Here is a 15,671-nt window from a genome sequence, read left to right as displayed (position 1 = left end):
TTTTTTACATGCGAAGGTGAATGTAAGTGAACAATAAAATACATAGATTTAACTCAAGTGACGTGAAAGTTTCCGATAAAAAGCCACTGTATCAGGGTTTTTTCAAAACAACAGAATATACCTTCACCCATAAGCTGTTTAACGGCGGATGGAGCGGACCGATTCGCCGTGAAGTGTTTGAACGTGGTCACGCAGTAGCGGTGTTGCCCTATGATCCCGCTACCGGCGAATTTGTTTTAATAGAACAATTCAGGATAGGTGCGGTAGAGACCAGTAATAAGCCATGGCTTATCGAAATTGTCGCGGGCATCATTGATGAAGGCGAAACGCCTGAAACAGTGTGTCACCGCGAAGCACAGGAAGAAGCGGGCATTGATTTGAAGAACCTCACCCGGGCCACCTCCTATCTGGCCAGCCCGGGCGGAACAACGGAACGAATCGATATTTTTGTTGCCCGAACAGACGCAACCACAGCACATGGGGTGCATGGTCTGGACAGTGAATCGGAGGATATTTGCGTGCATCGGGTTGCTGAAAGTGATGCACTTGAATGGCTTAAAAATGGCCATATTGACAATGCTGCGTCCATTATTGCGCTACAATGGTTTTTTATGAATAAGCAGGAATTACTCGAAAGTTGGCAAAAACAGTGAAAAATTCAAACAGGGTTACCCGTAAATATGTTCCGAACCTGCCCAGCATGCAGGCGGTCTGCGAATTAAATTACGCCCAGTTTTTACGGGTGTTGCCCGACTGTGACACTGCGGACATGACGTATGAGTTTACCGTAAAAAATGCCCTGAGTTATCGCATTACTATTACCGAGACAGCCCGCTATACAACAACACTAAATGTTGAACAGGTTAATGCGTTTACGCCGGCGTATCTTAAGCCGGCGATGACTGTCAGATTATACCACGACGCCAGAGTGGCCGAGGTTATCAGTAGCCAGAATACCGGCGCCTTTGCCGCTTCTTATGATTACCCCAACACCAAAATGCGTCAGCGTAACGAAAAACAAATGGTGAATATTTTCCTGGCTGAATGGTTACAATTTTGCCTGAAACACCATCCCAGGGTTACCAGCGAAGCCTGATGCGGCTGATACAAATAACAGATTGCCATTTATTGTCCGACACCACACGCACGGCATATGGTGATATTAATCCGTACAGTTCATTACAGCAGTGTTTACAGTTAAGCCAGGCATTAGCGCCAGATGCGCTTTTGATTACCGGCGATATCAGCGGCGATGACAGTGCGAACAGTTATACGCACTTCACAAGACTGCTAAATGATTACTGCCCGTCCATCCCTTTCAAAGTGATACCGGGCAATCATGATGTAAATCCTTATTTCAACCCTATGCTGAAACGAGCCACATTAACGGCCGGAAGCGCCTGGCAGCTAGGGCAGTGGCATATCCACGGCATCGACTCTACGTTTTCCGGTACCCGTGGACGGGTGGAAACACAACAATTGAATAGCATCAGCGGTGAAGTTGATGCGCACCCGGACCATTTTCACCTTGTGGCGTTACACCACCATCCATTTACAACAGGAAGCTGGATGGATAAGCACGAACTGGAAAATGCCGATGAGGTCATTAGCTGGTTCAGACAGCAAGAAAAAATCGAAGCGATGATTTATGGTCATATCCACGCAGTACGCGAACATGCGGTTGATGGGCGTGCTGTGCTGTCTGCCCCATCGAGCTGCTGGCAATGGCGTATGACCCCGGAATTCGGCGTGGAAAGTACGGCGCCGGGCCTGCGGGTGATAGACTTGGCCCCGGATGGCACCTTTTCAACGTTTATCAGGAGAATTAGATGAGTAATGTGTTGTACCTGCACGGTTTTTTAAGTTCGCCCCAATCTGTCAAGGCAAAATCAACCGTACAGTGGTTTGCCGAACATCACCCCGATGTTGTCGTTCACACACCGGCACTTTCGAATTACCCGTCAAAGGTATTTGGTCAGTTAGAAAGATATATAAATTCACACCCTGAGCTTCTTCAGGATGGTTTGAAAGTGATAGGTAGCTCAATGGGCGGTTATCTGGCCACGTATCTGGTGGAACGGTTTGGCGGCAAAGCGGTCTTGATCAATCCGGCGGTTAAACCTTATGAGCTGCTTATTGATTATCTGGGTGAGCACGTAAACCCTTATACCAATGAGGTGTTTGAGCTTGTTGCTGAGGATATGGATGTGCTGAAAGCCCTTGATACAGAGGTGCTCAGTACGCCTGACGCCTATCATGTTATGTTGCAAACCGGTGATGAAACACTGGATTATCGCCAGGCTCAGGCTAAATACAAAGCAGGCACGCTGGTCATCGAGCAGGGTGGCGATCATAGTTTTATCAACTATCCCAATCATCTGCCAGCCATTGCCAGCTTTCTCAGCGTTGGGTAAAGCACGAGGGGCAATTGCCCGGCCTTGACACTATTGATACCATCGGAATAGCTAATATCGTACCAACGTGTGATAACATCGATATGATGTGGCACGATTGCACTGTCGACACCTGCCGGAATCTTTGGCATTAACCAAGAATAAAAACGATAACTATGGCAAATCAATATAACTCTGAAGCAATTGAAGTTCTCAACGGCCTGGAACCGGTTCAGCGCCGCCCTGGCATGTATACCGATACTGCCAGACCCAATCATCTGGGACAGGAGGTCATTGATAACAGTGTGGACGAGGCGCTGGCAGGTCATGCGTCGAATATAAAAGTTATCCTACATGAAGATCAGTCTCTGGAAGTGACTGATGACGGGCGCGGCATGCCGGTGGATATCCACCCGGAAGAAAAAATTTCCGGCGTCGAGCTCATCATGTCCAAGCTACATGCCGGCGGCAAGTTTTCAAATAAAAACTACGCCTTCTCCGGCGGTTTGCATGGCGTTGGTATTTCTGTGGTGAACGCCTTATCGACCAAGGTCGAGGTCACAATCCGCCGTGATGCCAATGTCTATCAGATTGATTTTGCCAATGGTGATAAAGTCGAAGACCTGCGGGTGGTAGATTCTTGCGGAAAGCGCAATACCGGCACTCGCGTTCACTTCTGGCCTGATCCGCAGTATTTCGATTCCGCTAAATTCTCGGCGTCACGGCTTATTCATAATTTGCGCGCAAAAGCGGTGCTCTGCCCGGGTCTTCGCATTAAGTTTGACAATAAAGTCACCAAAGAAACCTATGAATGGTACTTTGAGGATGGCTTGCAGGACTACCTGCACCAATCGGTAGAACAATACGAAACGATTCCGGCCGATGCGCCTTTTGTAGAGGCATATAGCGGAAATACCGAAGCCGCTGACTGGGCTGTAATGTGGTTGCCTGATGGCGGCGAGCTGGTGACGGAAAGTTATGTAAACCTGATTCCTACCGCCCAGGGCGGAACGCATGTTAACGGGCTGCGACAAGGCTTACTGGAGTCTATGCGTGAGTTTTGCGAATTCCGGAATCTGTTGCCGCGGGGTGTGAAACTTACACCGGATGATATCTGGGATCGTTGTGCGTATATTCTGTCCACAAAAATGCAGGATCCACAGTTCGCGGGTCAAACTAAAGAGCGCTTATCGTCGCGTCAGGCGTCTGCGTTTGTCTCTGGCGTAGTTAAAGATGCTTTCAGTTTATGGCTTAATCAGCACACCGATGTGGCTGAAGCGCTGGCAGAAATGTGTATCAGCAATGCCCAGCGCAGAATGCGGCAGAATAAGAAAGTGGCGCGTAAAAAAGTTACACAGGGCCCGGCACTGCCGGGTAAACTGACCGACTGCTCGTCGCAAGATATCAACTATTCTGAGCTGTTCCTGGTGGAAGGTGACTCTGCGGGGGGCTCTGCCAAGCAAGCCCGGGATCGTGAGTTTCAGGCTATTATGCCGCTGCGGGGTAAAATTCTTAACAGCTGGGAGGTGGATTCTTCGCAGGTGCTGGGATCGCAGGAAATTCATGATATTTCTGTGGCGCTGGGTATCGACCCGGGCGCAGAAAATCTGGACGGACTTCGTTACGGAAAGATATGTATTCTGGCCGATGCCGACTCTGACGGATTGCACATTGCGACACTACTCTGTGCGCTTTTTGTAAAACATTTTAAGGTGCTGGTGGATTACGGGCATGTGTATGTGGCGATGCCACCGCTGTTTAGAATTGATGTTGGCAAGGAAGTGTTTTATGCACTCGATGAGGCAGAAAAGCAGGGGATCCTTGATCGTATCGAAGCAGAGAAAAAACGTGGTAAGGTAAACGTTCAGCGCTTTAAAGGATTGGGTGAAATGAACCCGATGCAATTGCGTGAAACCACGATGGACCCCAACACCCGCCGACTGGTGCAGCTAACCGTAGAAGATGCTACTGATATGCTTGAGCTGATGGATATGCTACTGGCTAAGAAGCGTAGTGGCGATCGTCGTAGCTGGCTGGAAAGTAAGGGTAATAAAGCCGAAGTCATCTGACAAAACTGAGACGCACAGATTATGTGCGTAAATTATGTTGTCTGCTTCAGGCAACGAAAGGCGAGTAACCGGAATTAATTATAATGGCAAAAAAAGAGTCATCTGAGACAAGTAATACAGCAGATAGCCCCTTCATTGTTGGCGTTGGTTCGTCAGCTGGTGGCATCGAAGCGCTGATCAGTCTTGTTTCTAATCTGCCGAAAGATGTAAACGCCAGCCTGGTCATCGCCCAGCATTTATCGCCCAGTCATAAAAGTCAGATGTCGGATATTCTGGCAAGAGAGACCTCCTTTGACGTTGAAGAAATTACCAACGACGTCAAAGTTAAGAAAAATACCATTTATGTGGGCCCGCCGGGACATCACATCGTTTTGCGTCAGGGGCACCTGAAATTAGAGCAAAAGCCGGAAGATGTGACGCCTAAGCCTTCGGTTAACATTCTGTTTGAATCACTGGCTGAAGAGCTTGGCGATCACAGTATCGGGATTGTATTGTCGGGCACCGGCAGTGATGGTTCCCGTGGCCTGAGAAATATCAAAAGTGCAGGTGGCTTCGCCATTGTGCAAAGTCCTGAAACAGCAAAGTATGACGGCATGCCGACCGCATCGCTCAAAGCTGTAGATGTGGATCGTGTACTTACGCCTGAAGATATGGGGCAGGAGATTGCCTCCTTTACCAGCAATATTGTTGAAAGCTTCTTTCCGAATTCTGAGGAAGCCCGCAATAAGCTAATGAACGAGATGTACGATGTAGTACGTGATACTACAAAAATCGACTTCAGCTTTTATAAGCAGTCTACGCTGCTGCGTCGGGTTAACCGCCGTCTTATCGCCACCGAGAAAGATAACCTGAAGGCTTACCTGAAGCAGCTTAAACAAGATCCTGAAGAAGTGCAGGCGCTGTCAAAAGAACTACTGATATCGGTAACAAACTTCTTTCGTGACAAAGATGCCTTCAGCTCTGTGCAGCGCTATATTGCCGATACCGTAGAGGGCAAAAAGCGTGGTGAAAACATCCGCGTCTGGGTGGCAGGTTGTGCCACGGGTGAGGAAGCGTATTCTATTGCTATTCTGTTTCTTGAAGAGATAAATAAGCAGGATAAAAATGTCAATTTACAGGTCTTCGGTACAGACATTGACGAAAACGCACTGACCATCGCGCGCAAAGGCAGCTATTCCTCACACTCAGTGAGCAGTGTGGAATCTGAATTGGTGGAAAAGTATTTTCGCTTTGAAGATGATGCTTATCAGCCGAAGAAAAATCTGCGGGATGTTATTACTTTTTCGCGCCAGGATATTACCCGCGATCCGCCGTTCTTACATCTGGACATGATTTCGTTCAGAAACGTCATGATCTACTTCAATACCGAGTTACAGCAGCGTGTATTGTCCCTGTTTCGTTATTCACTGGTGGACGCCGGGATTCTGTTTTTGGGTAAGTCAGAATCCATAGGCCTGAAAGAAGAATACTTTGTAGCGGTAGACAGACGCAGCCGTATTTTTAAAGTCAGCGAAGGCTCTAAACGTCCGGCAGTGCCCAGAATGCTGAAGGGCGTAGTAACCCCAACCCGGGTGAAGGAATCTACATCAAATAGCTATGAACGCCTGTTCAATGAGACATTGGTGCGGGAGTTCGGCCCCAGTATTTTGATTAATTCGCGATTTACCATTTTGCATTCCCGTGGCGACTTACAACCATTTGTTAATTTCCCGTCGGGCTCTCCGGATCTGAATCTATCGAAGTTGATTGTTTCAGAGTTCTCAGCAGAGTTATTGTCTGCTTTTAACAAAGTGAAGCGTGACGAGGACACCGCTATCAGCCGCCCGCGTCAGGTTGAAAAGAAAAATCAGGAGCACTGGCGACTTGCCGTGATCCCGCTGGAAAAAGAAGACTCTGATCTGTATATCGTTAATTTTCGTCAGGCGGATGAAGATTCTATCGTTACCAACGATGGCAATTACGATACTGAAAATGCCGATGTTGCCGAGCTTATCGCTGCACGCGAACAGCTTCAGACACTGACTGAAGAGATGGCGGCATCTGCAGAAGAGATGCAGGCGCTCAATGAAGAAGTGCAGGCGGCCAACGAAGAGCTGCAGGCGAATAACGAGGAGCTTGAGGCAACGAACGAGGAGTTGCAGGCTACCAACGAAGAGCTGATCAGTGTTAATGAAGAAAGCATGCGCAAGTCTGCCGAGCTATCTTCTATTAATAGCGAGCTGGAAAGTGTGTATGACACACTGGACTTCCCACTGTTTATCTTTGATGAAGATCTGCGTCTGAGTCGCACCAATGATGCGGCTGATCGTAAATACCATCTCAATAGCGGCACGCACAAAAAGCCAATTTCGCAGCTGAACCTGCCCGAATACTTTATTGATATTGATAGCAGGCTGAAGTCCACCATGAAAAGTGGTGGCAAGCTGAATATCATCATCAAACCCAGCGAGCGTGAAACACTGAACCTGTTTATAACGCCGCTGATGAATGCCAAAAACAAGGTCACCGGCGCGATTCTGGTAATTATCGACAACTCTGAACTGGTAAAAGCCCATGAGGATGTTGAGAAAAATCAGGACCAGCTACTGTCTATCATGAACAACTCACTATCAGTGATTGCGCTAAAAGACAGCTCAGGGCGCTATGAGTTTGTGAATGCCCGGTTTGAAGAGATTTTCAATTTAAGCGCCGAAGATGTTATTGGCAAAACAGACAACCACATCTTTGAAAAAGAAACCGCGCGCAGCTTGCGGGAAAAAGATCTGGATACCATGCGCTCACTATCACCGGTCCGCTCGGTGGATGAGTTTGAAAATGAGCAGGGGCGCTGCGTGCTGGATGCGGTTCGCTTCCCGATTTTTGACAGCGACGGTACGGTTAAATCCATCTGTACGCAGGCAAATGATATTACCCGCGCAAGACATGCTAACGAGCAGTTGAAGCTGGCCGGTAAGCTGTTCGACCGCACCGGTGAAGCAATTCTGGTCACCGACGAATCGAAAAAAATTATTACCTCCAACGAGGCGTTCACAGAGCTGACAGGCTTTGACCTGCAATATCTGATAGGTAAAACGCCCCGAGACCTGGCATCAGACGAGCATTCTGAGTCGTTTTTTGAAGGGATCCGCACAGTCCTTGATGAGCAGAGCTACTGGCAGGGTGAGATTAACAACATCAATAGCCAGGGAAATAAAATCGGTCTGTGGCTGACGATCAACGTGGTGAAAGACGCGGATGGCAAACATCTTAATTACGTACTGACATACAGCGATGTAAACGAAATAAAGAATGTGCAGCGTAAGATTGAGTTCTTAGCGACGCATGATGAGCTCACACGACTACCAAACCGCAATGTGCTGATGGAGCGCCTTGAGCTGATGTTAGGTAACGCGCGGCGTCAGGAGCAATTGTGCGCGGTGCTGTTTTTCGACTTAGATGACTTTAAAAAGATTAACGACAGTCTGGGCCACAACATTGGTGATTTGCTGCTTAAGCAGGTCACGCGCCGCTTGCAAAAGTGTGTCAGGGATACCGATATGCTGGCGAGAATGGGCGGTGATGAATTTGTTGCGATTCTGCAGGCAGAATCCGTGGATGAAATTGATGAGGTAGCTAACCGTATTATCAATATCATCAACGCACCGTTTGAAATTAACGAACACACCCTCTTTGCATCCAGCAGCATTGGCATTGCTGTCTTCCCGGAAGACGGCGAGGAAAACTTCACATTGTTGAAAAATGCCGATACTGCCATGTACCGTGCTAAAGAGCAGGGGCGTAACCAGTATCAGTTCTTCACTGAAGAAATGAAAAAAGAAGCAGACGATAAGCTAGATATAGAAAAAGCCCTGCGCGATGCACTGCGAGACGATTTGTTCTCAATAGATTTTCAGCCTCAGGTTGAGGTGGCGTCAGGTGCTATTGTGGGAATTGAGGCACTATTGCGCTGTGATAGCGATGCCTTGAAGGACACCTCTGCACTGCGCTTTATTGAGGTGGCTGAAAAAGGCCGTCTGATTGAAGAAGTCGGTATCCACGCTATAGAGCTGGTCTTCAAACAAATGAGCCAGTGGCGCAAAGAGAATGTCTCTATACCGAAAGTCGCCGTTAATGTATCGGTCAAACAGCTTAAAGACTCTTCTTTTGTTAAACAGTTAAAGAAGCTGATGGACAAATACAGCATCAAGCCTGACACGCTGAAGTTCGAAATTACCGAAAGCGCTCTGGCCGAGCGACTGGATATTCTGGTATCAGAGCTCAATAAGCTGGTCGAGCTGGGTATCACGTTGAGTGTCGATGATTTTGGTGTTGGTCACTCTTCGTTATCACAGCTGCGCCAGTTACCTATTCAGGAAGTTAAGATTGATAAAAGCTTTATCAATGGTATTGCTGAAAATGACGACGATCGTGCAGTGGCGCTGGCAATTATTCGCATGGCCAGCGCGATGGGGCTGCAGGTTGTAGCCGAAGGCGTAGAAACGGAAGCGCAGCTGGCGGTACTTAAAGAAGAATCGTGTGAAATTGTACAGGGTTATTATCTTTATAAGCCAAAAGGCAGTAATCAGTTAACTGACATGTTAACGTCGCGTCCCAGCAACGCACTTGCCGAATAAATTAAAGAGGAGCACCGGATGGATGTTGAAGAGTTACTAGCGAATTGCGAAAAAGAAAAGCTTCATCTGTCAGGACGTATTCAGGCTTTCGGCGCACTTATCATCTTTGATGAGGAAAGCCAGACGATAACTCATGTAAGTAATAATATCAGCGAGTTTATTACACAGGACGCGCAATCACTGCTGGGTGAATCTATTGATAGTCTGGACTGGTTAGATGAGTCGATGCTTTCGGCGCTGGATAACCAGCCGGGTGAACGGAGCCTGCACTATCATCATACAGTCGCTAATAGTGCTTTGCACATCCGTCTTATTCGCTCAGAAGGTGCAATACTGGTTGAGCTAGAAAGAGACAATCCCCCTGAGAACCTGCCTTCTTATCAGGCACTGGAGTCTGAGCTTTACCCCGATGCGCCGGGAAGCTGGCAGGCTGAAGATTATTACAACCAGTTGCTTAAAACGCTGCACAGCATTTTGCCGTTTCACCGCCTGATGCTTTATCGCTTCGATAGTGACTGGGTTGGCGAAGTGGTCTCAGAGGCCACTTCCGACGATGATAACGGCTACATGGGATTAAAATTTCCTGCATCAGATATTCCGGCTATCGCGCGCAGAATGTACTTTCAGAATCCCTCCCGCATTATTCCGAACGTGGATGAGTCCCCAATTGATATTGTGTCGCAGCAGGAAGATATTCCGGATTTGACCTGGTCGGACTTACGCAGCGTTTCGACTGTGCATATTCAGTACCTGAGAAATATGGATGTTGGTGCGTCATTTTCAATTCCTTTGATTATCTCAGGTAAGCTATGGGGCATCGTTGCCTGCCACCATCCCGAGCCGCTATTCCTGGATCTACTGACTCGCAATACTGCTGAAAAACTGGTGCGTCATTTTTGTACCGTGTTCAATACATTTCGTTCGCGGCAACGCCTGGCACTGCTAAGTGACATTGAAAAGCAGGTGGATGATATGGTGCAAAAGCTGGAGGAAAAATCCAGTGAAGACAGTTGTCAGTACCTTGCTGACACACTGCTTAAAGAACTGGATGCCTCTTCCACCGCTTTGTATTTAAATGATACCTGGTATCAGGCAGGGCGCGAAATTGATACCAGTTTATTGAATAAGCTGGACCGTAAAGTACAGAACGATTTGTCAGATTATATTTTTCAGACGCAAAATGTGCTTAAACATTACGGTGAGGAGTATAGCGAAGATGCTATCAGAGGGATCCTGGCAATAAAACCTAACTTTGAAACCCAGACATTACGGTGCTATGCATTTCGCTTACCTGAAGCGCAATACACCGAGTGGGCAGGCAACCCGGATAAGTCTGTTCAGGAAACCGACTCTGCCGGTATGCTCAGCCCGCGCTCTTCGTTTAAAAAATGGACAGAGGTGCGCGGTGAGGCAAGTCGGGAATGGACCAAGGAGAACCAGCTTCTGGCCAAAAAGGTACGTGCTGTTATCCTGCGTCAGGCTGATAAGTTCTTGCTAGCCTGATAGGAGCTGCCGTTCGCTGCATGTTGTCGCGGACGGCTGAGGACATCGAGCCTGATGGTATTTCTGCCAGATGCTTTGGCTTTATACATCGCGTTGTCAGCCGCTTTAAGTAAGCTCTCCCATTCGCCTTCACCGTTTGCCGTAATAACCGCTACGCCAAGGCTGATTGAACAGTCAAGCGTGTTATCTTCGTGAAGGTAGGGCGATGATTCAACGGCTTTTCTCACACGCTCCGCGACTGTCATTGCCTGCTTTTCATCGCAGTCGGGAAGCAGCAGAACAAACTCCTCGCCACCCAGCCGGTAATGATACTCACAATCACGGGTGACACAGCGCATCTGGTGGCTGACATGGATTAACACCTCGTCACCCACCGTATGACCATATGTGTCATTCACCTGTTTGAACATATCGATATCCATAACAATGCAGGCAAAAGGCTGGCGATGATGACGGGTTGTTGAAAACAGCTGTGGCATACGGTAGGTAAAATCACGCCGGTTTAACCAACCGGTGAGTGTGTCTGTACGGGAGATTTTTTTCAGGCTTTGTTCCCGAACCCAGTTCACCAGGTAGGCTACACTCATGGCTAATGCCATAACGTAAAGCATCACTCCCAACGTCCCTGTATTGATAATCAGGCTATGGCTGAACACGTTAATACCAACGTTTTCCAATACCAGCGCGAAAAAGCGCAAGGCCAATTGAGCGGTGAAAGCACCCATCACAATGGTCAGAGGAAGTAGCCCGAATAATCGGGTCTGCCATTGACGACGACATAAGATCACAACGGCCGATAAGCAAATTGCTATGATAAGCGGATAGGTAACCAATATCCGGCTTTCGATGTTTTCATGCATAAAGGGAAAGAGGTGTACCAGAAACGTAATAGCGGCAACTGAGCAGACCAGAGGCCATTTGTGCTGACCGTGGAGATATCGGTAAATACCACTGAATATCATGGCATTGCCTGCAACAAACAAGGTATTAGCCACTGCTGGCGTAAGCCAGTGATTTAACAGGTTTGCCGAGAGCGTCAGGCCAGCAATATTGGTAACAAAAAAGCAGCAAATTCCGCCTAGCCAGTCCAGAATAGACTTTTCAGACGGACTCGTGCGATAAAGCGCGACGAGCGTCACAATCATCATCGCGTTGATTATTGTAGTGCAGACTACAAGTGTAAAAGTATCGAGCAAGACAATTCCTTTGTCGGTGATCTCTAACTATACAGGGCCGATAGGGGGCGGATTAGGCCCATAAACTGCATTAATATTGGTCTGAACGCAAGTAAATTAATTATTACGTGTGGTTCACAAAACAAAACTGCCCCTTAGGATGGTAAACCAGGGCAAAATGAGTAAGGAGAGACCATTGTCAGTGCAGTCTGTAATTACGCCGGCTACTACACTTATTTTGTTCGATCACGACGGCACGCTGGTCGACTCAGAAGCAGTGCATTACACGCTATGGCAAACGTTACTCGGCCGTTACGGCATAACGTTAAGTGAGTCGCTGCACAACGACATGCTGGTCGGCATGCCGGTTGCTCAAAATGCCATTGATGTAACGCGTCACTTTTCCCTGCCTGCCAATCCAACGGATATCGCTGCGCAAAAACATCAGCTCACCCGGGAATATCTTAAAGATCGGGCATTCCCGCTTATCGAAGATGCGCGCATAGCCATTGAGCGCTGTCATCAGGCCGGATATCAGTTAGGCATCGTGACCGGCGGCAGTCAACTGTCGGTAGAGCAAACATTAACTCATCATAAATTGCGCGAATATATCAGCCTGACAGTGAGTGTTGAGGATGTAGAACAAAGTAAACCTCACCCGGAGAGTTACCTTAAGGCATTGGCGATGGCCAGCGTGTCGGCCGCTAATGCGGTGGCCGTAGAGGACACCATGCACGGTATGAAGGCTGCCGTGGCTGCAGGTATTTCCTGTGTCGTCATTCCAACTGCCCAGTCGGCCTCGCATGACTTCAGCGCGGCGCAGGCTACTTATTCCAGCCTGACGCAATGGCTGGATAAAGAAATGACAGCCTGAATACCGTTTAACGGGTTAAATTTCATTGAATTTATACGCGTGATAGCCAAAAATACGCGTTCTAACAGAAAAGTAGGTATCAAGGTTTGTCAGTAATACGTTTTTTGGGCGCACTGATAACAGGTTTGCTCGCGGTGGTGGTGCTCCTGATGGTGTTGGTCCTGGATACCAGTCCTTCCATCAGTGCTAATGCTTCTGAGCAAATTGCTGACGCCGACACCGTTAAAAAGTTGCTGGCGCAGATTCGCCGAAGTATCAATGACCGGGAGCGTGGTCATGTCATTACGGTTAGTGAGCAACAGGTGGAAAGTCTTGTAGGCTTCGTGCAACGTGCGGCACCCTATATCCATGGTACCTCAGCCATCCAGCCTGATCATGGCACAATAGAAGCCAGTGTCGCAGTACCAGCCCTGGTTACCACACTGTATTTAAACCTTGAAATTAAAGTGTTGCCAGCAGACGAGCTGGATATTGATTACGTTCAGATAGGTAGCCTGAGCTTGCCGGGTCCCTTTGCGGTAGGGTTAGTAGAGTCTGCCCTGAATATCTATACCGATAGCGAGATAGGTACACAGGCAAAAGAACAAATAACGCGGGTGGCGATGACAGATACGCAGGTAGCGGTGTCTCTGAAGCCCATGGACAGCTTTTTAATGCAGTTAAATGAAATTCGGGCTGGCTTTGACGATGAGCGCGATGAACTGACAAAGCTGACCGCTTATTACCTTCGGTATATTGCCGGCCGCGAGATTGCGTTAAAGAAAAAGCCTCAGCCATTTAACGCTTATCTGAATCTGATCATGGCGCGGGCGCGAGAGCAAAGTACTCAGGAAAATGTACTTCAGCATAATAAAGCTGCTGTCTTGGCGCTGGCTATCTTTATCGGCCATCACCGTATCGCTAATTTTGTAGGCGATGTGCAGCCTGATGTTGAGCATGCGCTTAAGCCCGCTTCTTCTGTGCTACTGCGGGGCCGATCAGACTTATCGAAGCACTTCATTATTTCTGCTGCCCTGAAAATGCTCAGTGAGCAGGATGTGACGGTGGCTATTGGTGAGTTTAAAGAGCTGATGGATAGAGGGATGGGTGGCTCTGGCTACAGCTTTGTAGATTTAACCGCCGATTTGGCCGGGGTAGAAATGGCCCGGGTACTGGCTGATCCTGACACCGCGCTGCGTGCTCAGGATACGTTGGCAGGCACGCCGGATGAAAGTATTTATATGCCGGAAATTGATGGGTTAACAGAAGGTTTGTCTAAACAGGAGTTCACCCGCCGCTACGAAAAAGTCGATAGCGAGGCTTACCTGCAGGAAGTCGAGCAGATCCGCGCCAGGCTGGCGCGGATGCCATTTTATAGCCGAGAATTTGCTGGCTGACTTACTTAAGCGATTGCTGGAAGCGGGTTACCGTTTCCAGCGCTAACTGAAGTTTTGCCACTAGTTGCGGCAGCGCAGTTTTCGCTTCTTCTTCATCCATCTCTTTGAGCTGTTGCCAATCTTCTGCAATTTCCTGCACATAAGGTGTGAAGCGTTTTGACTTACTTCTGAAACCACTGTCAGTGCTGAATACCGCAGTAAATTTACCTTGTTGTGCTTGCTGTAGCTGGTCCAGCTTATTATCCGCATCCACTGCTTTGCGATAAAGCGCCTGAATCGTTTCCTGTAATTGTGCGTGCACTGCTTGCATAATGGCCTCTGGAATTGAAACTAAAGAATTGGGATGTCCGGCCGATAGCCAGTAGAAGCGGGCAATTCTGCCTGCTTTTTAGCGTTGCGACAAGCAACAAAGGAAACTGGTATGGATATACAAGGCGCAAACGCCTCTGCAACATCCGGTGCGGCGCTCGAATTAGTTTCTGCTAAGCTGGCAAAAAGTCAGCAAGAGCAGGAAGGTCGGGCGTCGCTTCAGCTGCTGGAATCAGCCGCTGACGTACCACAACCCTCATCTGCTAACCCGGCGCTGGGCGGTACGGTTAATACCTACGCTTAGGTGTTTGGTTGCAGGTGTAAATCGACAGGCGTTTTGCCAGGTTGCCCGCCGATTTCTCTGGCGAGGGTCGGCACCAGGTAGCCTGGCAAACGCTTTATCATCTGGGCCATAATACTTCTGGCCTGCGCTTCGCTGATATCAAAATGGGCTGCGCCCTGCACTTTGTCCAGCATAAACAGGTAGTAGGGCAGGATACCCGCAGAAAACAGCGCTTCACTCAGTGCCACCTGCGCATCAGCGCTATCATTAATCCCTTTTAAAAGTACGCCCTGGTTTAACAGCGTTACGCCGGCTTGACGAAATGCGCGAAGTCGCTCTTTAAGCGCATCACTGATTTCATTTGCATGATTGATATGCAGTACCAGTACAGTATTAAGCCGGGTAGATGTCATCCATTTCAACATCGTGTGCTCCAGCCTTTCAGGCAATACCACCGGCAGCCGCGAGTGTACGCGCAGGCGCTTAATTTGAGGGAGCGCGGCGACTTGCCCGGTCAACCACTGCAGAAAATCGTCTTTAGCCATCAGCGGGTCGCCGCCTGAGTAAATAACTTCGTTAACTTCCGGGTGCTCGCGAATATACTGCAGGGCCTCCTCCCATTGGTGACGACTGACCGAGTTATCGGCGTAGGGAAAATGCCGGCGAAAACAATATCTGCAGTTTACTGCGCATCCGCCGCGCACAATAAATAACACCCGGCTCTGGTATTTATGTAACAGACCTTTGCCAGCAGTATCCTGCTCTTCGAGGGGATCGGTACTAAAGCCTGGTGTCTGGATAAACTCGCTGTCCAGCGGCATGACCTGTTGCAGGAGCGGATCCTGCCAGTTGCCTTTTTCCATTAACGAGGCGAAATGGCGCGGCACGCGCAGGGGAAATAACGTTCTGGCTTCGCCATGATGTTTAAGCGCTTCTACATCTAATTCAAGGTATTCAAGCAGCTTTACCGGGTCGGAAAAGCTCATGGCTAACTCTTTTTGCCAGTTATGCTCTACAGTCATCGGTTTTTTAGGTATTATTTGCGCCACTTGTATTTTTACACCTTATGTTTTATC

Annotated in this window: 13 protein-coding genes; 10 read left to right on the top strand and 3 right to left on the bottom strand. The window is 48.4% G+C overall.

Features of this window, described 5'->3' with window-relative positions; all coding sequences use genetic code 11:
- The first annotated feature begins 26 nt into the window (after positions 1 to 26).
- The 7 genes from nudF to FBQ74_RS14570 all read left to right on the top strand — a co-directional run bounded on the left by nudF (position 27) and on the right by FBQ74_RS14570 (position 10,578).
- The gene (nudF, locus tag FBQ74_RS14600) at positions 27 to 653 is read left to right on the top strand and encodes an ADP-ribose diphosphatase (RefSeq protein WP_139757357.1); all 627 of its coding nucleotides are present in this window, start codon (positions 27 to 29) and stop codon (positions 651 to 653) included.
- A gap of 47 nt (positions 654 to 700) precedes the next feature.
- Complete coding sequence (locus FBQ74_RS14595; RefSeq protein ID WP_139757987.1) at positions 701 to 1,096, top strand: DUF1249 domain-containing protein; 396 nt, start codon at positions 701 to 703, stop codon at positions 1,094 to 1,096.
- Entirely contained in the window at positions 1,057 to 1,833 is a 777-nt protein-coding gene (locus FBQ74_RS14590) for a metallophosphoesterase family protein (RefSeq protein WP_168190678.1), read from the top strand. The genes FBQ74_RS14595 and FBQ74_RS14590 overlap by 40 nt, the downstream gene beginning before the upstream one ends.
- Complete coding sequence (locus FBQ74_RS14585) at positions 1,830 to 2,414, top strand: YqiA/YcfP family alpha/beta fold hydrolase (RefSeq protein WP_139757355.1); 585 nt, start codon at positions 1,830 to 1,832, stop codon at positions 2,412 to 2,414. Before FBQ74_RS14590 ends, FBQ74_RS14585 begins: the two co-directional genes overlap by 4 nt.
- A gap of 155 nt (positions 2,415 to 2,569) precedes the next feature.
- Positions 2,570 to 4,462, top strand: a complete 1,893-nt coding sequence (gene parE / locus FBQ74_RS14580) for a DNA topoisomerase IV subunit B (protein WP_139757354.1) — start codon at positions 2,570 to 2,572, stop codon at positions 4,460 to 4,462.
- 83 nt (positions 4,463 to 4,545) lie between these two features.
- Complete coding sequence (locus FBQ74_RS14575; protein WP_139757353.1) at positions 4,546 to 9,075, top strand: EAL domain-containing protein; 4,530 nt, start codon at positions 4,546 to 4,548, stop codon at positions 9,073 to 9,075.
- 18 nt (positions 9,076 to 9,093) lie between these two features.
- The gene (locus FBQ74_RS14570) at positions 9,094 to 10,578 is read left to right on the top strand and encodes a GAF domain-containing protein (protein ID WP_139757352.1); all 1,485 of its coding nucleotides are present in this window, start codon (positions 9,094 to 9,096) and stop codon (positions 10,576 to 10,578) included.
- On the opposite strand, the gene FBQ74_RS14565 is transcribed toward FBQ74_RS14570, so the two are convergent.
- Positions 10,551 to 11,774, bottom strand: coding sequence for a GGDEF domain-containing protein (locus tag FBQ74_RS14565; protein ID WP_139757351.1), 1,224 nt, complete (start codon positions 11,772 to 11,774; stop codon positions 10,551 to 10,553). The two genes, FBQ74_RS14570 and FBQ74_RS14565, sit on opposite strands and share 28 nt — an antisense overlap.
- 181 nt (positions 11,775 to 11,955) lie before the next feature.
- Here FBQ74_RS14565 and FBQ74_RS14560 point away from each other — a divergent pair, with 181 nt between their 5' ends.
- Both FBQ74_RS14560 and FBQ74_RS14555 read left to right on the top strand, forming a co-directional pair.
- Entirely contained in the window at positions 11,956 to 12,627 is a 672-nt protein-coding gene (locus FBQ74_RS14560) for an HAD family hydrolase (protein WP_232372027.1), read from the top strand.
- An 86-nt stretch (positions 12,628 to 12,713) separates the two neighbouring features.
- The gene (locus FBQ74_RS14555) at positions 12,714 to 14,003 is read left to right on the top strand and encodes a hypothetical protein (RefSeq protein ID WP_139757349.1); all 1,290 of its coding nucleotides are present in this window, start codon (positions 12,714 to 12,716) and stop codon (positions 14,001 to 14,003) included.
- Position 14,004: 1 nt separating this feature from the next.
- On the opposite strand, the gene priC is transcribed toward FBQ74_RS14555, so the two are convergent.
- On the bottom strand, positions 14,005 to 14,313 hold the full coding sequence (priC, locus tag FBQ74_RS14550) for a primosomal replication protein PriC (RefSeq protein ID WP_139757348.1): 309 nt from the start codon (positions 14,311 to 14,313) through the stop codon (positions 14,005 to 14,007).
- Between the two features lie 111 nt (positions 14,314 to 14,424).
- Here priC and FBQ74_RS14545 point away from each other — a divergent pair, with 111 nt between their 5' ends.
- Entirely contained in the window at positions 14,425 to 14,616 is a 192-nt protein-coding gene (locus FBQ74_RS14545) for a hypothetical protein (protein ID WP_139757347.1), read from the top strand.
- On the opposite strand, the gene epmB is transcribed toward FBQ74_RS14545, so the two are convergent.
- A complete protein-coding gene (gene epmB / locus FBQ74_RS14540; RefSeq protein WP_139757346.1) occupies positions 14,613 to 15,644 on the bottom strand; it encodes an EF-P beta-lysylation protein EpmB in 1,032 nt (343 codons plus the stop codon). The two genes, FBQ74_RS14545 and epmB, sit on opposite strands and share 4 nt — an antisense overlap.
- Positions 15,645 to 15,671: the final 27 nt, after the last annotated feature.

It is taken from the genome of Salinimonas iocasae (assembly GCF_006228385.1).
GTDB classification, from domain to species: domain Bacteria; phylum Pseudomonadota; class Gammaproteobacteria; order Enterobacterales; family Alteromonadaceae; genus Alteromonas; species Alteromonas iocasae.
Note: the sequence above shows the minus strand (reverse complement) of the source record. Positions and strands in the feature narration are given on the sequence as shown.